General features: G+C 68.8%; 17 protein-coding genes. 8 read left to right on the top strand and 9 right to left on the bottom strand.

From position 1 onward, the window contains the following. Positions 1-195: 195 nt before the first annotated feature. From RPX00_RS11665 to RPX00_RS11655, 3 genes are all read right to left on the bottom strand, one after another. Positions 196-1,269, bottom strand: a complete 1,074-nt coding sequence (locus RPX00_RS11665) for a PQQ-binding-like beta-propeller repeat protein (RefSeq protein ID WP_406642875.1) — start codon at positions 1,267-1,269, stop codon at positions 196-198. 382 nt (positions 1,270-1,651) lie between these two features. Then, the gene (locus RPX00_RS11660; protein ID WP_406639529.1) at positions 1,652-3,394 is read right to left on the bottom strand and encodes an ABC transporter ATP-binding protein; all 1,743 of its coding nucleotides are present in this window, start codon (positions 3,392-3,394) and stop codon (positions 1,652-1,654) included. Continuing rightward, entirely contained in the window at positions 3,391-5,025 is a 1,635-nt protein-coding gene (locus RPX00_RS11655) for an ABC transporter ATP-binding protein (RefSeq protein WP_406639528.1), read from the bottom strand. The genes RPX00_RS11660 and RPX00_RS11655 overlap by 4 nt, the downstream gene beginning before the upstream one ends. 132 nt (positions 5,026-5,157) lie before the next feature. Between RPX00_RS11655 and purL the strand changes: the two genes are divergently transcribed. Beyond that, positions 5,158-7,440: a phosphoribosylformylglycinamidine synthase subunit PurL gene (purL, locus tag RPX00_RS11650; RefSeq protein ID WP_406639527.1), complete on the top strand. Its 2,283-nt coding sequence runs from the start codon at positions 5,158-5,160 to the stop codon at positions 7,438-7,440. 39 nt (positions 7,441-7,479) lie between these two features. On the opposite strand, the gene RPX00_RS11645 is transcribed toward purL, so the two are convergent. The 5 genes from RPX00_RS11645 to RPX00_RS11625 form a co-directional block, all read right to left on the bottom strand. Continuing rightward, positions 7,480-8,424 carry a pentapeptide repeat-containing protein gene (locus RPX00_RS11645; protein ID WP_406639526.1) on the bottom strand — a complete coding sequence of 315 codons (945 nt, stop codon included), beginning with the start codon at positions 8,422-8,424 and terminating at the stop codon, positions 7,480-7,482. Positions 8,425-8,428: 4 nt separating this feature from the next. Continuing rightward, positions 8,429-9,256, bottom strand: a complete 828-nt coding sequence (locus RPX00_RS11640) for a hypothetical protein (protein ID WP_406639525.1) — start codon at positions 9,254-9,256, stop codon at positions 8,429-8,431. A gap of 185 nt (positions 9,257-9,441) precedes the next feature. Beyond that, positions 9,442-10,332 (bottom strand): lysozyme, encoded by an 891-nt coding sequence (locus RPX00_RS11635; protein ID WP_406639524.1) that lies wholly within the window; start codon positions 10,330-10,332, stop codon positions 9,442-9,444. Positions 10,333-10,504: 172 nt separating this feature from the next. Continuing rightward, positions 10,505-11,311, bottom strand: coding sequence for a lysozyme (locus tag RPX00_RS11630; RefSeq protein WP_406639523.1), 807 nt, complete (start codon positions 11,309-11,311; stop codon positions 10,505-10,507). Positions 11,312-11,412: 101 nt separating this feature from the next. Continuing rightward, on the bottom strand, positions 11,413-12,066 hold the full coding sequence (locus RPX00_RS11625) for a type VII secretion system-associated protein (protein WP_378303818.1): 654 nt from the start codon (positions 12,064-12,066) through the stop codon (positions 11,413-11,415). 59 nt (positions 12,067-12,125) lie between these two features. Here RPX00_RS11625 and RPX00_RS11620 point away from each other — a divergent pair, with 59 nt between their 5' ends. From RPX00_RS11620 to arfB, 7 genes are all read left to right on the top strand, one after another. Continuing rightward, the gene (locus tag RPX00_RS11620; RefSeq protein WP_406639521.1) at positions 12,126-12,506 is read left to right on the top strand and encodes a sterol carrier family protein; all 381 of its coding nucleotides are present in this window, start codon (positions 12,126-12,128) and stop codon (positions 12,504-12,506) included. A 167-nt stretch (positions 12,507-12,673) separates the two neighbouring features. Then, positions 12,674-13,552: a helix-turn-helix domain-containing protein gene (locus RPX00_RS11615; protein WP_406639520.1), complete on the top strand. Its 879-nt coding sequence runs from the start codon at positions 12,674-12,676 to the stop codon at positions 13,550-13,552. Between the two features lie 489 nt (positions 13,553-14,041). After that, positions 14,042-14,281: a DUF397 domain-containing protein gene (locus tag RPX00_RS11610; RefSeq protein WP_406639519.1), complete on the top strand. Its 240-nt coding sequence runs from the start codon at positions 14,042-14,044 to the stop codon at positions 14,279-14,281. Beyond that, entirely contained in the window at positions 14,268-14,654 is a 387-nt protein-coding gene (locus RPX00_RS11605) for a hypothetical protein (RefSeq protein WP_406639517.1), read from the top strand. The genes RPX00_RS11610 and RPX00_RS11605 overlap by 14 nt, the downstream gene beginning before the upstream one ends. A 535-nt stretch (positions 14,655-15,189) precedes the next feature. Further along, positions 15,190-16,740: an amidophosphoribosyltransferase gene (gene purF, locus RPX00_RS11600; RefSeq protein WP_406639515.1), complete on the top strand. Its 1,551-nt coding sequence runs from the start codon at positions 15,190-15,192 to the stop codon at positions 16,738-16,740. A 31-nt stretch (positions 16,741-16,771) separates the two neighbouring features. Beyond that, entirely contained in the window at positions 16,772-17,842 is a 1,071-nt protein-coding gene (gene purM, locus RPX00_RS11595; protein WP_378303826.1) for a phosphoribosylformylglycinamidine cyclo-ligase, read from the top strand. 33 nt (positions 17,843-17,875) lie between these two features. Then, a complete protein-coding gene (gene arfB, locus RPX00_RS11590; RefSeq protein WP_406639514.1) occupies positions 17,876-18,304 on the top strand; it encodes an alternative ribosome rescue aminoacyl-tRNA hydrolase ArfB in 429 nt (142 codons plus the stop codon). Here the strand turns inward: arfB and RPX00_RS11585 are convergent. Continuing rightward, the gene (locus RPX00_RS11585; protein WP_406639513.1) at positions 18,301-19,032 is read right to left on the bottom strand and encodes a GNAT family N-acetyltransferase; all 732 of its coding nucleotides are present in this window, start codon (positions 19,030-19,032) and stop codon (positions 18,301-18,303) included. The two genes, arfB and RPX00_RS11585, sit on opposite strands and share 4 nt — an antisense overlap. Positions 19,033-19,188: the final 156 nt, after the last annotated feature.

The following is a 19,188-nucleotide window of genomic DNA, read 5'->3' as shown; positions in this document are numbered from 1 at the left end:
AGGGCCAACGCCGACTCCCAGCCAGACATTCCGCCCAGTCGCGGCCCGGCCTCTTTTAACCAATCGGAACCACAACGCGGGATCGCGCCGGCGTCTGGGTGAGCAGCGTGCTCGGCCCCCGGGCCGAGTGCGCTGCTCACCCAGACGCCGGCTTAAAGGCGATCCCGCCGCCTCGGCGGAGCCGAGGCAGAAGAATCAGCCGAGCCGGAAGACCAGTGCCGTGGACTGCCCGCTGTAGATCCCGCGGACTCCGAAAACGACCCCGTCTGCCCAGAACAAGCGGCAGAACCACGGTGCCAAGCGGCGATCGCCGGAACCCGGGAGCGAGACCGTGCGCACGGGTGTCACCGCTCCGGCGTCCAATGAGAACTTGACGATGTGCTGATCAGGACTGTCCTGGCCAGCGGAGACCACGGCGATCACCTGCCCGCCCTCCACCGCGAGCGGTGCCGCGACAATGCCACCGCCGGGTGCCGGGACTTCCCAGCGTTTGGCACCGGTGCGGAGGTCGAACGCGGCGAGGCGGTTGGGCTTCTGCGGGCTTGTCAGCGCGATCATCGTGGTGCCCGTGACGAGTGCTCGCGAACGTCGATGTGACGTGCCGTTGGAGATCCCGCTCAGGCTGTAGCCGAATCCGTCGTCGCCCAGGAAGCCGTTCAACGCGTCTCCGGCCTCGATGGTGGAAACCGGTTCGAGCGAGTCGTCGAGAGTTTCGTACACCCCTTTCGACGCATCGCTGAGGTAGGCGACCAGCGGCGACGCGCTCACCCACGCCATCGTGAGGTAGGACGTGCTCTTCACGAACTCGTTGTGCTGCTTGGCTTTTCCGGTCGCGGGATCGACGGCGACGGCGACGTACAAGTCGTTGCCGGAGTCCTTGGCGCTGCAGTGGGACAGCAGTACGAAGTCCGCGCTCCGCCGCATCCCGTCCGACGGGATGCAGTTCGAGTACACCTTCTCGTCGGTCGGTGGCGTGACCTCGGACCAGCGGACGGCGCCGGTGGCCGCGTCCAGCCCGAGCAGCTGCTGGTAGTGCACGACCACGACCGAACCGCCGACGATCTCCAGCACTGCGTGCTCGTCGAGTTTCGCCTCCGACGGGCTTCCCGACGAGGTGATGGGCATCGCCCGCTGCCACAGCAGCTTTCCCGCGTTGACATCCAGCACGGCCGCGCTCGAGCAGTGATCCCCATAGCCGACGGCGATGTGGTTATCGACGACAGAGGTGCTCGCCCCGCAGAAATGGCCGGAGGGGAGGGGATCCGCCAGCGTTCTTTACCGTCGCTCCGTGCGTACGCGACCGCATAGGTGTCGTTCACCAGCACCAGATCGTCGCCCACGACCCAGGAATCGATGCCGTTGCCGTACGGCGGGATCCGGTCCGATCCCAGCTGCCACGGACCTGGCTGAGACACTGCGATCGCGTGGCCGGGCACCTTGCCGCTGTTGAACGCGAGCGGTACCACGATCGCCGCGATCACCACGACTGCCAGAAATGCCGAGCTGATGAGGAGTGCCCGCCGGCCACCTATTTTGTCCGTCACTACCCGCTCCCCCTTTCGATGCGGGTAGTGTATTTGGGGAAGTCTGATTCCCTCCCAAGTTCACCCACAGCTTCACCGCGCCAGATTTGCCGTCTGGGAATCGCGCTTCAGCTCGCGGCCGCGACCAGCCGCGAATACGGACCGCCCGCCGCGATCAAGTCCTCATGTGGGCCAAGCTCGGTGATCCGGCCGCCCTCGACCACCGCGACCCGGTCCGCCGCCGCGGCCGTGTGGAGCCGGTGTGCGATGGCGATCACCGTGCGGCCTTCGAGCACCGCGTTCAGCGACCGTTCCAGCTCCCGCGCCGACCCGGTGTCCAGCAGCGACGTCGCCTCGTCCAGCACCAGCGTGTGCGGGTCGGCCAGGACGACCCGGGCCAGCGCCAGCTGCTGCGCGAGACCGGCCGGCACCGCGTACGCGCCCGAACCGAGCTTGGTGTCCAGACCGTCCGGCAGCCCGGCCGCCCATTCCGCCGCACCGGCGGACGCGAGCGCGGCGTTCAGCTCCTCGTCGGTCCAATCGCCGCCCTCGCGCCGGGCAGGCAGCGCCAGGTTTTCCCGCAGCGTCCCGGAAAACGTGTGGTGCTCCTGCGTCAGCAGCAGAACCTCGCCGCGCAGCACGTCGTCCGCGAGCGTCGACACCTCGGTGCCGCCGACCTGGATCGACCCGGCGGTCGGCGCCGAGATTCCGGCCAGCAGCCTGCCCAGCGTCGACTTGCCCGCCCCCGACGGCCCGACGATCGCCAGCCGTTCGCCCCTCGGCACGCTCAGGTCGATGCCGTGCAGCACCTCGCGGTCCGCCGTGTAGCCGAAGCGGACGTCGCGCACCTCGATGTCGCGTCCGCGCGGCACGTCGGTGACCTTCTCCGTGGTCTCGGACGGACGCACGCCGAGGATCCGGCGCGCCGCGGCCATCGCGACCTGCAGGTCTTCCAGCCAGAACAGCGCCTCGTTGAGCGGCGTGGTCATCGCCTGCGCGTACGCCAGCATCGTGGTGATCGTGCCGAGCCCGGCCCAGCCCTGCTGGTAGGCGAGCAGACCGAGCAGCAGCAGCGCCGCGATCGGCAGCACGTAGCTGATCTCCAGCGACGGCAGCCAGCGCAGCTGATACGACCGCATCCGCCGCTCGCCGAGCACCGCCTGGTCGAGCGCGTGATGCCCGGTGCGCAGCCGCCGCTCGGTGAGGCTCAACGCCTCCGCGGTCCGCGCGCCCTCCACCGTCTCGTGGGTGACCGACTGCAGGTCGCCCCACCGGTCGAGCATCCACGCGAAGGCCTTCGGAATCCGCCGCTGGTACCAGACGTTCACCGAAACCAGCAGCGGAACAGCCACCAGCAGAGCGAGCGCGAGCAGCGGCGACGTCACGATCATCGCGATCGTCGTCAGCAGCACGGTGACCGTGGCGATCAGGATTTCCGGCGCGGCGAACCGCACCGCGTGGTCCAGCCTGCTGACGTCGCTGGTCGCGCGGCTCAGCAGATCGCCGGTCCCGGCCGCTTCGACGGTGCCCAGCGGCAGGTCGAGGGCGTTCTTGACGAAGCGTTCGCGATTCTCCGCCAGCACTCGTTCGCCGAAGACGCGTCCGCGCAGCCGGGCCGCCTTCTTCGCCCACGACTGCAGCACGAGCACCACCACGAACGCCACCGCGAGCAGGTCGACCCGCAGCGTCGTGCCGTGGCCGACCACGCCGTCCACCAGCAGGCCGAGCAGCTGCGGCCCGGCCAGCCCGATCAGCGTGGCCAGGAAGAACAGGCCGAGCATCACGGAGAACTCGCGCCGGTGCTCGGCGGCCGTGCGCCGCGCCCATTGCCGGACCTCGCGCCTCGACGCGAGCGGGAGCCGCGTCGTCATACCGTCACCGCCTTCGCGCTTACGATCTCGTCCGCCACGTTCCTCCACAGTGGACTCTGGCTGAACACCACCGTGGTCTTTCCCTTCCGCAATTCCTTGGCCCGCTGGGTGATCCGGGCCTCGGTGTGCGCGTCGACGGCCGAGGTCGGCTCGTCCAGCAGCAGCACGTCGGCGTCGGTCGCCAGCGCTCGGGCCAGGCTGAGCCGCTGTCGCTGGCCACCGGACACCTCGCGGCCACGCTCGCCGATCAGCTCGTCGACCCCGCGCGGCAGCGCTTCGACGATGTCCTCGGCGTCCGCCGCGTGCAGCGCCGCGAAGATGTCGACGTTGCCCGGACGCGCCGGCGCGAGCTGGTCGCGCAGCACGCCGGAGAACCAGATGTCCTGGTTGTGCGCGTACACCACGCGCGCCCGCAGCTCGGTGAGCGCGACGCGATCCGCCGGGACCCCGCCGACCAGCACCTTCTCGTCCTCGTCCGGATCGGCGAACCGGGCCATCCGTTCGGCGATCGCCTCCGCTTCGGCACCGAGATCGACCACCGTCAGCTTGCCCGGTTCGATGCGGATGCCGCTGGTCGTGTCCACCAGCTCCAGCGGCCCGTCCGGCAGCGGCAGCGGCGACTCCGGTTCGGCCAGCCGAGGCCGTAGCGAGAGCAGCCCGCACACCTTGCGCGCCGCGACCAGGCCCGAACTGAGCGCGCTGACCTGCTCGGTCGCGGTGGCCACCGGCACCACCAGGAACGCGGAAACGCCGTAGAACGCCACCAGCTCGCCGACGCCGATCGTGCCGTCGAGCGCGAGTCGCGCGCCAAGCCAGGTGATCGCCACCGTCACCAGCCCGGGCAGCAGCACCTCCGCCGCGGCCAGCCACGATTCGCTGCGCCCGACCTCGACGCCGGACCGGCGCACCAGCTGGCTGGCGTCGTGGAACCGGCGCAGGAACCGCCGTTCGCCGCCGACGCCGCGCAGGATCCGCAGCCCGGACACGATGTCCGCGCCGAGCGCGTTCACGTCGCTCAGATTCTCCCGCTGCGCGGTTTTGCGTTTCTGCAGCGGCGCGAGCAGCGGTCCGATGCCGAGCACCGCGAGCGGGACACCGACGAGCGCGACCGTGCCCAGCAACGGCGACGTGCCGAGCATCGCGATCCCGATGACCACGAAGGCCACGATCGACCCGACCGTGCGGCCGATGACCTCGAACGCGTTGCCGATCCAGTTCATGTCCGACGAGGTGACCGCGACGACGTTGCCGGTGCTGGTCGCTTCGCGCAGGCTCGCGCCGAGCCGGGTGGTGTGGTCGGTGACCAGGCGTTGCGTGGTGCCCGCGCCGTGAATCCACATGCCGTACGCCGCGAAGTGCAGCCCGGTGCCGAGCAGCGCCTGCACCACGCCGAGCACTCCCGCGACCAGCGCCCAGCGCCAGAGCGCGGAGGTGTCGCCGTTCGCGATCGCGTCGACCCCGCGGCCGATCACCAGCGGCAGCAGGGCGCTCGGCAGCGACCAGCCCGCCCCGGTCACCGCGGCACCGAGGACGAGCCACGGCCGCGCGCGCAGGACCGCCAGCAGGTACCGAACGGCGGTCGGCCGTTCCGGCAGCCGGATGTCGGGAAAGGGATACGTGGCGGAAAGCACGATCACTGACGCTAAGCCGCCGGGACTGTCCAGCGCGACTGATTTATCCCCGCGCGACCAGCCTGGGCGGCTGCGGGTGTGACCCGGCCGACACGTAGTCTGGAGCCTGTGGCGAACCCTGACACGGATACCGTGACCAGCACAGTTGACACCACCGCAGTGGCCGCGGCGACCCCGGAAACGAGCCAGCCGTACGTCGAACTCGGCCTCGCCGAAGACGAGTACGCGCGGATCCGGGAAATCCTCGGCCGCCGGCCCACCGACGCCGAACTCGCGATGTACTCGGTGATGTGGAGCGAGCACTGCTCCTACAAGTCCTCGAAGAAGCACCTGCGCTACTTCGGCGAGACCGCCACCGACGAGATGAAGGCCAAGATGCTGGCCGGCATCGGCGAGAACGCGGGCGTCGTCGACATCGGCGACGGCTGGGCGGTCACCTTCAAGGTGGAAAGCCACAACCATCCGTCCTATGTGGAGCCGTACCAGGGCGCGGCCACCGGCGTCGGCGGCATCGTGCGCGACATCATGGCGATGGGCGCGCGGCCGCTCGCGGTGCAGGACGCGCTGCGCTTCGGCCCGGCCGACGCGCCGGACACCAAGCGCGTGCTGCCCGGCGTGGTCGCGGGCGTCGGCGGCTACGGCAACTGCCTCGGCCTGCCGAACATCGGCGGCGAGCTGGTCTTCGACCCCTCCTACGCTGGCAACCCGCTGGTCAACGCGCTGTGCGTCGGCGCGATGCGCACCGAGGACCTGCACCTGGCGTTCGCGTCCGGCTCCGGCAACAAGATCATCCTGTTCGGCGCGCGCACCGGCCTCGACGGCATCGGCGGCGTGTCCGTGCTCGCCAGCGACACCTTCTCCGGCGACGAATCCGCCGCGGGCCGGCGCAAGCTGCCCAGCGTGCAGGTCGGCGACCCGTTCACCGAAAAGGTGCTCATCGAGTGCTGTCTCGACCTGTTCCGGGAGAACCTGGTCGTCGGCATCCAGGACCTCGGCGGGGCCGGGCTGTCCTGCGCGACGTCCGAGCTGGCCGCGGCAGGCGACGGCGGCATGCACATCTACCTCGACCGGGTTCCGTTGCGCGCCACCGGAATGACGCCCGCCGAGGTGCTGTCCAGCGAATCGCAGGAACGCATGTGCGCGGTCGTCGCGCCGGAGAACGTCGAGGCGTTCATGGCGGTCTGCGCCAAGTGGGACGTCATCGCCACTGACATCGGCGAGGTCACCGACGGCGAGCACCTCGTGATCACCTGGAACGACGAGATCGTGGTCGACGTGCCCGCGCACACCGTCGCGCACCAGGGCCCGGTGTACGACCGCCCGATCGAGCGCCCCGCGTTCCAGGACGGCCTGATCGCCGACACGTCCGCGAAGCTGCCGCGTCCGTCGACGCCCGAGGAACTGCGCGCGGACTTCCTGAGGCTCATCGCGTCGCCGAACCAGGCGTCGAAGGAATGGGTGACCGCGCAGTACGACCGCTACGTGCGCGGCAATTCGGTGCTGTCCCAGCCGTCCGATTCGGGCATGATCCGGATCGACGAGGAGAGCAACCGCGGCGTCTCGGTGGCCACCGACTGCAACGCGAAGTTCGTCTACCTCGACCCGTACCGCGGCGCGCAGCTCGCGCTGGCCGAGGCGTACCGGAACGTCGCCACCGGCGGCGCGACCCCGGTCGCGGTGTCCGACTGCCTCAACTTCGGCGCCCCGACCGACCCCGGCGTGATGTGGCAGTTCGAACAGGCCGTGCACGGTCTCGCGGACGCGTGCGTCGAGCTGGGCATCCCGGTCACCGGCGGCAACGTCAGCTTCTTCAACCAGACCGGCGACACGGCGATCCTGCCGACCCCGGTGATCGCGGTGCTCGGCGTGATCGATGACGTCACCCGCCGCATCCCGACCGGCATCGGCGCGGAAGCGGGCGAGACCCTGCTGCTGCTCGGCGACACCCACGACGAGCTGGACGGTTCGGCCTGGGCCCGCGAGCTGCACGGCCACCTCGGCGGCGTTCCGCCCCGGGTGGACCTTGCCCGCGAAAAGCTGCTGGCCGACGTGCTGGTCGCCGGCTCGCGCGACGGCATGATCTCCGCCGCGCACGACCTCGCCGACGGCGGGCTGGCGCAGGCCCTCACCGAAACTGTCCTGATTGGACAGTGCGGGGCGCGGGTGTTCCTCGACCGCGACCAGGACCCGTTCGTTCAGCTGTTCTCGGAGTCGTCCGGCCGCGTGCTGGTGGCGGTCCCGCGCACCGAGGAGCTGCGGTTCACCGAGATGTGCACCGCCCGCGGCCTGCCGTGGCGCAAGACCGGCGTCGTCGACCCGGATTCCGGCACGCTGGAGATCCAGGGCATCACGGAGTTCACCCTCGAGGAACTGCGTGAGACCTGGGAGAAGACGCTTCCGGCGCTGTTCGACTGACTCGTGAGTGCCTACGCCGGTTCTAACCGGCGTAGGCACTCACGACGACCGCACCGCCACGTAGCCGCCGGTCCGAGGCTCCAGCTCCCAGCCCTCCGGCAGCTGCACCTCGGCGGAGTCGGCAAACGTCGCCCCGTCGAACAAGACTTCCTTCGCGAACGTCGCCCCCTTGAAGGTGGTCCGCCCGGCGAAGGTCGTGCCGGAGAAGTTGGTCCGCTCCGAGAACTCGGTACCGGAGAACCAAGCCCGATCGAGGAAAGTCGCGTCGCGGCAACGGAAAACGCCCACCAGCCGACCGGCCCCGGTGCCCGCGGCGGTGAAGTAAACCTGGCCGGTGAAGACACAGCCACTGATATTCGTGCTGCTGTACAACGAAGCGTGCCGCAGCAGCAGCCCGCCGATCCGGCGGCGGGAAAGATCGAAATACTCCAGTGCCGCGCCAGTCAGATCGAGATCGGGACCTGGCTCGTCCACATCGGACAGCGGCAGCAGGTCCCGGATCAGCCGTTGCGCGGTGAGCCGCACCTGCAGCTCACGTTCCTCTTCCGGGGTGCCATCGTCCCGGGAACCGCCGTAGCGGCCGTGCGTGAACGGCCGCCGCAGATAGGAACACAGCACGTCCAGCACGGTCTGCCGGTACTCCGGCCGCGTGCGCGCCAGCCCGGCCAGCGCGTGCAACGCCCCCACCCGCACCTGATCGGCCTCGTGCCCGAGCAGTTCCACCGACTTCGCGAACCGCTCGTCGGAGATCCGCTCGCGGTCGACGTCGTGCCGCTGCTGCTCGATCGTCTGCCGCGCCTCCTCGACGCGGCGACGGCGGTCGTTGAGCCACAACGCGTACAGCGCGACGACCGCGCCACCCGCGAGACCACCGGTTTTGAGCGCTTCGCTGCGGCTCGTCGCGGGGTCGGTGAGCAGCCAGCCCCCGACCCCGCACAGCAGTACCGCGGACGCGATCAACGTCCACAGCAGCGGCGAGCGCACCGGATCAGAACGCCAGGATCAGGTAAAGCCCCACACAGTAACCGCCGCCGCGGTTCATGATGACCATCGTGCCGCTGGCGTCCTTGCCCGACAGCGTGCCGGTGACGCGGGCGCTCGTCGTGGCGCTGCCCTGGGTGACCTTGCCCAGCGAAAGCTGCGGGTCGCCGCTGGTGGTCTCGTCGATGCTGCGCTTCGACATGCTCTCGGTGCCCTGGCAGGCCAGCGCGGTGGCACCGGCGGCGTCCTTGGCGTTGAGCTTGGCGAGGAAGTTGTCGATGACCTGCTTCGCCTCGCCCGAGGCCCCGCCGGAGCCGGGCTCCTCGCTCGAATCCGTGGACGGCGACGACGAGTCGCTCGGCATCGGCGCTTCCGAAGACTGCGACGGGGCCGGTGCCGGCGGCTGCGCCTGCGTGGTGCCCTTGTCGTCCTTGCTCAGGAAGAACCCCGGAGCGACGAACCCGGTGATGCCCAGCGCGACCACCACGACGACCGCGACGGCGATGCCGATCCACAGCCCGGTCTTGTTGCTCTTCGGCGGCTCCCCGCCGGGGCCGCCCGGTCCGCCCGGGTATTGCCCCTGGTCCCAGCCCTGCTGCGGGAACTGCTGGGTGCCGCCGTAAGGCTGCTGCTGGTACCCCGGGTACTGCTGCTGAGCGTTCGGGTCCCACCCGGGCTGTGGCTGGGCCTGGGCGTTCGGGTCCCAGCCCTGTTGCGGCTGCTGGGCCTGGTTGGGGTCCCACCCCGGCTGCTGCGGCACCCCGCCCTGGCCAGGCTGCTGCCAGCCCTGGCCGTAGGGGTCCCCGCCCTGTCCGGGCTGCGGTGGGTAAGTCATGGTTCCGCCTTCCTGCTGCACCGACTCGCGCCGCGGTCTGACGCCCCGCCGGCTCAGGCGGTTCCGTCTCCGCCCCAGGTCTGCATTGTGCAAGGCGGGCAGGGCGTGCACAAAAGCGGCTCCCGGCCGCCCCGCCCGGCAGGAGGAGGGGAGAACCGGGAGCCGCGTCCGTGCGCGCCGTCAGGTCAGCCGTTGGCGAGTGCCTGCAGCCGGTCGTAGGCGCCGTTGAACGTGTCCTGGTCAAGCGGGCTCGAGGTGTACTGCCACACGGTGTAGACGCCCCAGTTGTACGGCAGCGTTCCGGGCGAGGACGCGTACCGCGCGACCCACAGCGGAGCGGTGCTGGAGAAATCGCCGCTGACGCACTGGTTCCACCAGCTCGTCGACGTGTAAATCACCGGCCAGCGGCCCGTCTTGGCGTGATAGGTGTCGTGGAAGTCCTTGATCCACGCCGTCATCGACGCCTTGCTCAGCCCGTAACAGGTCGCGCCGTAGGGGTTGTACTCCATGTCCAGCGCGCCGGGCAGCGTCTTGCCGTCCTTCGACCAGCCGCCGCCGTGCGCGACGAAGTAGGTCGCCTGCGCCGCGCCGCTCGAGGTGTTCGGGGTGGCGAAGTGGTAGGCGCCCCGGATGAATCCCTGGTTGTAGGAACCGTTGTACTGCTGGGCGAAGTACGGGTTCGTGTAGTTCGTGCTCTCGGTCGCCTTGGTCCAGACGAATCGCTTGCCCTGGCCCCACCAGTTGGCCCAGTTGACGTTGCCCTGATAGCTGGCGACGTCCATGCCAGCGACCGCGGCGGCCACCTGGTTCGGCAGCGCGGCCGCGGGCTGCGGCTGTTGCGCGGCCTTGATCGTCTCGGGAGTGGACTGATCTCCCTCGACGCGCCGGATCTGCGACCCCAGGGTGTGGTTGTTCGCCTGGATGTCGGCGTTGACGGCGTTGATCTCCCGCGCCGAAAGCGGGGAAGCCGCCGGGGCGGCGATCGCCTCTGTCGAAGCGCCGAGCAGGAGCGCTACTACAGGGACGGTGAGCGCGGACAGCAGCGTGATACGCCGTCCTCTTCGGGAAGTGGACATCGTCGATCCCTTCACAGATACCCTCGCGGAGGGCGGCTATGTGCAGGTAGCCGCCACGGGGAGATTCTTGAGGACGAATCGGCGTTTGTCACCAAGTTCCGTGAAGATGAATGGGCGAGTGGGTGATTTTCATCGGGCGGTGATGACTAATTTGTGACAACGTCACGAATGTTCACCCGAATGCCAGATTGCGTAGCGCCGTTTGCGTTCCGTTGAGCCAGTTCTGGTCTCCCGGCAGTGTCCCGCTGTTCGAGAACTGCCAGATGGCGTGCTGTCCCCAGCCCGCGGGCAGTTCGCCGATGAAGGAGTTGTAGCGCGCGATCCAGAGTGGATTCCCTCCGAAAGAAGGGTTGTTTCCGGTGCACCGTTTCCACCAACTGGTCGAGGTATAGATCGTCGGCAGCCGTCCGGTGCGGGCGCGATAGGTGTCGGAGAACGCGCGGATCCACGCGACCATCCCGTTCGCGTCCTTGCCGTAACACGTTTCGCCGTAGGGGTTGTATTCCATGTCGAGCGCGCCGGGAAGCGTCTTGCCGTCGGCCGACCATCCGCCGCCGTGGGAGAGGAAGTAGTTGGCCTGCGCGGCGCCGTCGGACACGTCCGGGCGCGCGAAGTGATAGGCCCCGCGGACGATCCCCGCTTGGTAGGAACCGTTGTACTGCTGGGCGAACTGCCCGCTGACGAACCCGGTGCCCTCGGTCGCTTTCACGTACACGAATTTCGCGCCGGCTCCCGCCGCGGCTGGCCAGTCGACCGGACCCTGGTGCCCGCTGACGTCGTGCCCGAGGTACTGGCCTTCCGTCGTGTACGAGATGTTCGGCGATCCCAGCACGCCTTCGTGCTTCGCGACTTGCGAACCGGCGTAGTTGTCCTCGGCCCCGGCGTAGCTCGGCGCCGCCTCCGCCGTCGCGCACAAGGACGTGCCGGTGATCCCGGCGAAGAGAACCGCGCTCCAGCGCAGCAGCAACCGACGCTTCACCCAGGGCTCCTCACCGGACGCGTGTACTCCTACTGCGTCACGATGCCCCGGTCGCGGGATTTCGGCGAATCATGATCACTCGGCAGGGTGGTCTGCCCAGGTCAGCGGCGTTCTTCGGCCAGCGCCTTCATGAGGTGCTCGGCGGGTACCACCGCGGTGATCAGGTCGTGCGGGTTGATCGCGAGCGGATGTCCGGCGAGCAGCCCGACGATGTCGCGGCCGAGCACCGCGCGCGCGTGCGGCCATTCGCGCGGTACCAACGACTTCGCCGTGTACGCCGGGACCATCACGCGGCCGTCGGTGTTGTGGAAGCCGATGACCGTGCGCTGCACCGGGGACAGGGCGTAAACCAGCAGCGTCGAGTCGAGGATGACGCGCGGCAGGTCTTCGGCGGGCCGGTGTTCGGTCCGGACCATTTGCAGCAGCCGCTCGAGTTCGTTGCGCGGCTCGGGAAAACCGAGCGCCTTCGGCGAGGGCCGGTAACGATCGTTGGGATGGAAGTCCTCGACGACCTCGCCCGTGCCGTTCACCGGATACGCGCCGACGACCGCCCACGACGGCACCGGCCCGCGCGCGTCGAAGGCCTCGTCGATGACATACAGCCAGCTGTTCGGGTTGGTCCGCGCGTTGGCCCGCATCTCGGGAGTGATCTCAGGTTTTCCCTGCGGACCGCGGCGGGGGTACGCGTTCCGGCGCGCGCGTTTGCCCGCCGGGGTCCGGGAAACCATCCGATCTGCCTCGTCCCGCTGCGCCATCGCCGTCCCTCGGTGCCGGGTGCCTGAAAGTCCGTTCGCGGCCACTCTACTGTTGTCGCATGGCCTCTTCGCGTTCGGTCGATCCCGCTCAGTTACGGGCGGCGGTGCTGGCCGTTTCGGACTGGTTGCGTGGCGCCGGACCGGATCCGGCCCGTCCCGAACTGGCCGCGGCGGTGCGCGCGACCCTGCGCACGCTCGCCCAAGACGCTCCCGGGCACACCGTCGAAGTCCGGGTGCCGCCGTACGCCGCGGTGCAGTGCATCGAGGGCCCGCGGCACACCCGGGGCACGCCGCCGAACGTCGTCGAAACCGACGCGCGGACGTGGCTCGAACTGGCCACCGGGCTTCTGGACTGGGACGACGCGCTCCGCGACGCCCGGGTATCCGCCTCGGGCAGCCGCGCGGACCTGACGCACTGGCTTCCGGTCGTGCGGATCTGAATTTCCGCCGCGATTGTTCTCTCAGGAGTGTCATCTGAGGCACACACTCCGTAGAATCCCCTGAGCCGAGGCTGTGCCACGCTGTCCGGGGCAGTGCCTTGCGTGTACTTTGGGTAGTCGATTTCGATTCCCCGGGACGAACGAGCGGCGATGGAAGGGCCCTGGTCATGAACGCGGTAGGCGTGTCCGCCGGCGAGCAGAGCCTCGGTCCGACAGCGCGCCGGATGATCCTCGGTTCGCAGCTTCGCCGACTGCGCGAGGAAGCCGGGATCACGCGTCAGCAAGCGGGCTACAACATCCGCGGCTCGGAATCCAAGATCTCCCGGCTCGAACTCGGCCGCGTCGGCTTCAAGGAACGCGACGTCGCCGACCTGCTCACCATGTACGGCGTCTCCGACGAGGACGAGCGCAAAGCGTTCCTCGACATGGTCAAGCAGTCCAATGAGGCGGGCTGGTGGCGCAAGTTCGGGGAAACGGTGCCCGCGTGGTTCACCGACCTCGTCGGTCTTGAGGAAGCCGCGTCGCGGATCCAGATCTGGGAGCCGCTGTTCGTGTCCGGCCTGCTGCAGATCGAGCCGTACGCGCGCGCGATCTTCAGCCACGGCCGCCCGGAAATGGCCGACGAACGCGTGGACCAGCTGGTCGCCCTGCGCATGCGGCGGCAGAAGATGCTGGCCCGCCCCGACGCGCCGCGGATCTGGGCGGTGCTCGACGAATCGGTGCTGCACCGGCCGATCGGCGGGCCGAAGGTGTTCAAACAGCAGCTGGAGTACCTGCTCGAGGTCACGACCCTGCCGCACGTGTCGGTGCAGATCCTGCCGTTCTGCCGCAGCGGTCTTTCTGCGGAGCACGCGTTCTCGCTGCTGCGCTTCTCGGAGGCGGAACTGCCGAACATCGTCTACGTCGAGTACCTGACCGGCGCGCACTACCTGGACAAGCGCGACGAGATCGAGAAGTACGGCCGTGCCTTGGACCTGCTCGCCGTCGACGCGGAGACCCCGGAACGAAGCCGCTCGCTGATCGCCAAGTACAAGGCAGACATCTGAGCGAGGCTCCTTCTTCTCTGCCGGTGCACTCGCCCCCGGCGAAATTCCCCGTACCGAGAATTCCAGTCCCGACCGTCCGGGCGACGAGTAGCCGAATAGAGAACCCGCTCGCCGGTTTCTCATTACCGAGCGTGCATATCTCCGGAAACCCCTTTCCACTGACCCGGCCCCGAGCCTTCCGAACGCCTTGTCGGCCATCACGGTCAGTGTCCGCCATTCACCCCCTGCGTCCGTCGGCGGCGACTCACGTACGCACTGCGTTATCAGAACGCCAATATCGTGACCCAAGGTAATAATTCGCCCGTTCGGGTAGTGCTCGAATCACCTATACGGGAACTTCTACTGAACCGTGTCGTCACGCAGTGAGAAATTTGCAGGAAATTCTGCACGTGCATTTACCGCTGCATGCGCGCGTGCTAGCGTCGAAGTCGCAGGCAGATGCACGTGCAGATTCCTGAGCTTTTCATCGTCCTTCTGGAAGGTGGCATCATGGCTGAACGGTTCGAGAACGGTATTCCGGCCGACCGGCTGACCGGAGCCCAGTGGCGCAAGGCGAGCTACAGCGGTGCGGTGGGCAACTGCGTAGAGGTGGCCCCGCTGACCTCGGGCGAGATCGCGATGCGGAACTCCCGTTTCCCGGCGGGCCCGGCGCTCGTCTACACGCGTGCGGAGATGGCGGCCTTCCTGGCCGGCGCGAAGGACGGCGAATTCGACGATGTCCTCGGCTGAGTCAGACGTCGTCGGATCCGGCTTCGACATCGAGCAAGGCCTGCAACAGCTGATCGCCAAGGGCTACCAGTTCGTCCACCCGACGGACGGAGCGGGCGAGGTGCAGGCCGTGGTCGGAGTCCGAGTCCACGACAACGTGGTCGACGTCGTCCGGCTCAACGCCGAGGACGACGTGGAGGCAAGCCGCCTCCCCGGCAGCGAGCAGAACATCTTCGCCCCCGCGTCGACGCTGTGGCGCGCACGCGGCGAGGCGAGCCAGGTGTTGGACGAAGTACTCGCGCTGCCCGATCGGCACCCAGCCACCGTCGCCCCCGCGAACGGCTGCTGGGTCCCCGGCCGAGGCGGCCGCTCGAAGTGGCTAGCCGCTCGCTGACCCGCTTTACCGCGCCTCCCCCGGGCGCTCCCCGATCTCAGGTCCCGTACGAAGTGGCCCAATCCACTTCGTGCGGGGCCTGTTTCATTTCGGCCCCGCGGCCAGGCGCTGTCCGTGAGGGCCACCTTCACGGACTCTGATTCCCCCAGGGTTCCCCTCACGGACTTGGATTCCCTTAAGGAGTCCTTCACGGACATCGCCCACCGAACCGCCGCCGACGCACCCAAAGATCGAGGCACCCAGCCCTGGCCCTGCACCCCGATACGAAGCCTCTCTGCGGTCGGTGGGTGCTTGTCAAGGCATCTTTCCCGCCTTGACAAGCACCCACCGACCGTCAGCACAATCAAGCTTCGGGGTGCCCACCCGCAACAGCCGCCCGATAGAAGGAAAGTCCAAGACCCCCGCTCCCAACCAAGAGCACCGCTCACCAAAACCTCCCCCGTAGTGGTCAGAACCACGCCACGGACCGCTGTACCGCGCGGTCCAGCCCTTACACTTGGACTCGGCCCGCCCGCGTCTTCCTGGGAGCTTCCCGGTGGTTTCCGACCCCTCCGCCAGTCCTGCTCAACCCGAAGATCGACCCGAAGATCAACCCGAACCGGAACCCCGTGAGGAGTGCGGCGTCTTCGGCGTCTGGGCTCCCGGGGAAGAAGTCGCCAAGCTCACCTACTACGGCCTCTACGCCCTGCAGCACCGCGGGCAGGAGGCAGCGGGCATCTCCGTCTCGGACGGCTCGCAGATCGTCGTCTTCAAGGACCTCGGTCTCGTCAGCCAGGTCTTCGACGAGCAGGTCCTGCAGTCCTTGCAGGGGCACATCGCCGTCGGGCACTGCCGGTACTCCACGACCGGGGCCACGATCTGGGAGAACGCCCAGCCGATCTTCCGCACCACGGCTACCGGCAGCGGTCTGTCCTTCGCGCACAACGGCAACCTGGTCAACACCGCCGAGCTGCGGGACCGCACGGTCGAGGCTGGTCTGAAGCCGCACGCCGGGCTCACCGGGTCTTCGAGCGACTCCGACCTCGTCTGTGGACTGCTCGCCGCGAACGCCGCGGACAAGGGCATCGAGGCCGCCGCGCTGGAGCTGCTGCCCACCCTCAAGGGTGCGTTCTGCCTGGTCTTCGCCGACGAGAACACCCTGTACGCGGCCCGCGACCCGCATGGCGTGCACCCGCTGGTGCTCGGTCGGCTGGAACGCGGCTGGGTCGTGGCGAGCGAGACCGCCGCGCTCGACATCTGCGGCGCGTCGTTCGTGCGCGAGGTCGAGCCGGGTGAGCTGATCGCCATCGACGCCGAAGGGCTGCGTTCCTCGCGGTTCGCGAACCCGGAGCCCAAGGGCTGCGTCTTCGAGTACGTCTACCTCGCGCGTCCGGACACGTCGATCGCCGGCCGCAGCGTGCACGCCACGCGCGTTGAGATCGGTCGCAAACTGGCCGCCGAGCACCCGGTCGACGCCGATCTCGTGATGCCAGTGCCGGAGTCCGGCACCCCGGCCGCGATCGGGTACGCGCAGGGCTCCGGCCTGCCGTACGGCACCGGTCTGGTCAAGAACGCCTACGTCGGACGCACCTTCATCCAGCCGTCGCAGACCATCCGGCAGCTCGGCATCCGGCTGAAGCTGAACCCGCTGCGCGACGTCATCCGCGGCAAGCGCCTGGTCGTGGTGGACGACTCGATCGTCCGCGGCAACACGCAGCGTGCGCTCGTGCGGATGCTGCGCGAGGCTGGTGCGCTCGAGGTGCACGTGCGGATCGCGTCGCCGCCGGTGCGGTGGCCGTGCTTCTACGGCATCGACTTCGCCTCGCGGGCAGAACTCGTCGCGAACGGCGTCGACCTGGACGGAATCCGCCGCTCGATCGGGGCCGATTCGCTCGGCTACATTTCGCTGGACGGCCTGGTCGCGGCGTCGGAACAGCCGAAATCGCGGCTGTGCACGGCCTGCTTCTCCGGCGAGTACCCGATTCCGCTGCCCGAGGACGCGCTCATCGGCAAGCACCTGCTCGAAAGCATGGACGCGGCCGGTGGCGCGGCGACTCCTGTCAGTGCGGCCGGGTACGGTGCCGAAGACGCCGTCCGGCGTCCGTGAACCAAGCAAGTCCAGTAGGGAGTCCGCTTCCGTGAGCGAGTCCACGAGCGCCACGTACGCAGCCGCCGGCGTCAGCATCGACGCCGGTGACCAGGCCGTTGAGCTGCTCAAGCCACACGCCGAGCGCGCCACCAGGCCCGAGGTGCGCGGCGGGGTCGGCGGCTTCGCCGGGCTTTTCTCCCTCAAGCTCGACAAGTGGAAAGAGCCGATTCTCGCGTCGTCCACCGACGGCGTCGGCACCAAAATCGCGGTCGCGCAGGCGCTCGACAAGCACGACACGGTCGGCATCGACCTGGTCGCGATGGTGGTCGACGACCTCGTCGTGACCGGGGCCGAGCCGCTGTTCCTGCAGGACTACATCGCGGTCGGCAAGGTGGTGCCGGAGAAGATCGCGGCGCTGGTCGGCGGCATCGCCGAGGGCTGCGTGCAGGCGGGCTGCGCGCTGCTCGGCGGCGAGACGGCCGAGCACCCTGGCCTGATGGGCGAGCACGACTACGACCTGTCGGCCACCGGCGTCGGCGCGGTCGAGGCGTCCGCGCTGCTGTCGCCGGAGAAGGTTCGCCCTGGTGACGTCGTGCTCGCCATGGGCTCGTCCGGGCTGCACTCCAACGGCTACTCGCTGGCAAGGCACGTGCTGCTGGACATCGCGCGGATGCCGCTGGACGGGCACGTCGAGGAGTTCGGCCGCACCCTTGGCGAGGAGCTGCTCGAACCCACCAAGATCTACGCGAAGGACTGCCTCGCGCTGGTCGCCGAGACCGAGGTGCGCACGTTCGCGCACATCACCGGCGGCGGCCTCGAGGCGAACCTCGCGCGCGTGATGCCGCGCGGCCTGGTCGCCAAGCTCGAACGCGGCACGTGGACGCCGGCCCCGGTGTTCGCCCTGATCGGCCAGCGCGGCAAGGTCGAGCGCGCGGAGCTGGAGAAGACGTTCAACATGGGCGTCGGCATGGTCGCGATCGTGTCCGCCGAGGACGTCGACCGGGCGCTGGCGGTGCTCACCGCACGGCACGTGCCCGCGTGGATCCTCGGCGACGTGCAGCCCGCGGAAGACCCGGACGGCCCGCGCGCGGTGCTGTCGGGCGACCACCCGCGGTTCTGAAAGCCGCTTGCTCTGTCTTGAGACACTGAGGACATGGCGGAGGACGTACGCGTCGGCGCCCGGTTCGTGATCCCGGGCGCCGAACTGCGAGAGCGGTTCTCCCGGTCGTCGGGACCGGGCGGACAGGGCGTGAACACGACGGACTCGCGCGTCGAGCTGTCGTTCGACGTCGCGGGCTCCGCCGTAATCCCGCCCGCGCTGAAGGAACGCATCACGACCCGGCTGGGCACCCGCCTGGTCGAAGGCGTGCTGACGATCGCGGCCAGCGAGTACCGCTCACAGCTGATGAACCGCGACGCGGCACGGGAACGGCTCGCTGAGGTGCTGACGAAAGCGTCCGCGCCACCGCCGGCCAAACGGCGTCCCACCAAGCCTTCGCGAGGCTCGAAGGAACGCCGGTTGGCCGCGAAGAAACGCCGCAGCGACGTAAAACGCGGCCGCGGCGGCCGGTTCGACGATTAACTCAGCGACAGGTGCACGCACTCACCAGCCACGCGGTACCCAACACGCCGATACACCGTCCCGATCCCCACATCTCCCGGCGTAAGGAACGCTGTCCGCGCGCCGCGTTCGTGGGCTAGGCGGGTCAGGTGTGCGGTGATTGCCGCCGCGAGGCCCTGGCCGCGGTGTTCGGTGGAGACCGCGATGCCGACGATTTCCGTTGTGCCGGACACGATGTCCAGCGCGATTCCGCCGCCCACAATGGTTTCGCCGTGTTCGGCTAGGACGGTCAGGTGTTCGCGGTTGCGTTCGACATCCCCGTCCGACACCTCCGGTGGCTCGCCGAACGCGACGTTCTGTACGGACCGCAGGCGGCGGAATTCGTCGTCGGACGATGGTTCGCGCAGCTGAAAGTGTTCCGGCACAACGCAATCGACGCGGTCTTCGGGGCCACAGGTCATCACGGGCACCCGGCGTTCCAGCGTGAAACCCTCGGCGACGAGGGCTGCCTCGACGGCCGGAGCGGCTTCGGTGAAGAACTCCAGCCGGGGCAGGAGATTTCGTTGCTGGTAGGCGGAAATCAGCCGAGCAATATCTGCGGACGAGGGTTGTGCGCCGTCGTCAGGGATGGCGTAGTTCTCCATCGGATGAGAGCTGTCTTGGGCGAACGTCGCCAGGAACGGGCCGATTCGCTCGGTGTCGCGGCCGAGGGGCGCGGTCGCGCGAACGTATGCCTGAAGGGCGGACATCTCTGGTGGAAGCCTTTCGAGAGGAAGGAAGGTGCGGCCGCATCAGGGCAGCACAAAACCGGGCCGGGCAGACCCACACCGAACAGCTCAGACCAGGCCGGAGTGGGCCGTGGCGGAGCACATAGGCATTCCTTCGTCCGAAGCGAAACTTCCCGC

The organism is Amycolatopsis sp. WGS_07, from assembly GCF_045278895.1.
Lineage (GTDB): Bacteria > Actinomycetota > Actinomycetes > Mycobacteriales > Pseudonocardiaceae > Amycolatopsis.
This window is presented reverse-complemented; position numbering and strand designations above follow the sequence as displayed.

What these genes read in the sequence shown, in the direction of transcription:
- RPX00_RS11660 (WP_406639529.1), bottom strand. Translation starts at nt 3,394, where the DNA reads ATGACGACGCGGCTCCCGCTCGCGTCGAGGCGCGAGGTCCGGCAATGG.
- RPX00_RS11640 (WP_406639525.1), bottom strand. Translation starts at nt 9,256, where the DNA reads ATGACTTACCCACCGCAGCCCGGACAGGGCGGGGACCCCTACGGCCAG.
- RPX00_RS11635 (WP_406639524.1), bottom strand. Translation starts at nt 10,332, where the DNA reads ATGTCCACTTCCCGAAGAGGACGGCGTATCACGCTGCTGTCCGCGCTC.
- RPX00_RS11625 (WP_378303818.1), bottom strand. Translation starts at nt 12,066, where the DNA reads ATGGCGCAGCGGGACGAGGCAGATCGGATGGTTTCCCGGACCCCGGCG.
- RPX00_RS11620 (WP_406639521.1), top strand. Translation starts at nt 12,126, where the DNA reads ATGGCCTCTTCGCGTTCGGTCGATCCCGCTCAGTTACGGGCGGCGGTG.
- RPX00_RS11615 (WP_406639520.1), top strand. Translation starts at nt 12,674, where the DNA reads ATGAACGCGGTAGGCGTGTCCGCCGGCGAGCAGAGCCTCGGTCCGACA.
- RPX00_RS11610 (WP_406639519.1), top strand. Translation starts at nt 14,042, where the DNA reads ATGGCTGAACGGTTCGAGAACGGTATTCCGGCCGACCGGCTGACCGGA.
- RPX00_RS11605 (WP_406639517.1), top strand. Translation starts at nt 14,268, where the DNA reads ATGTCCTCGGCTGAGTCAGACGTCGTCGGATCCGGCTTCGACATCGAG.
- arfB (WP_406639514.1), top strand. Translation starts at nt 17,876, where the DNA reads ATGGCGGAGGACGTACGCGTCGGCGCCCGGTTCGTGATCCCGGGCGCC.
- RPX00_RS11585 (WP_406639513.1), bottom strand. Translation starts at nt 19,032, where the DNA reads ATGTCCGCCCTTCAGGCATACGTTCGCGCGACCGCGCCCCTCGGCCGC.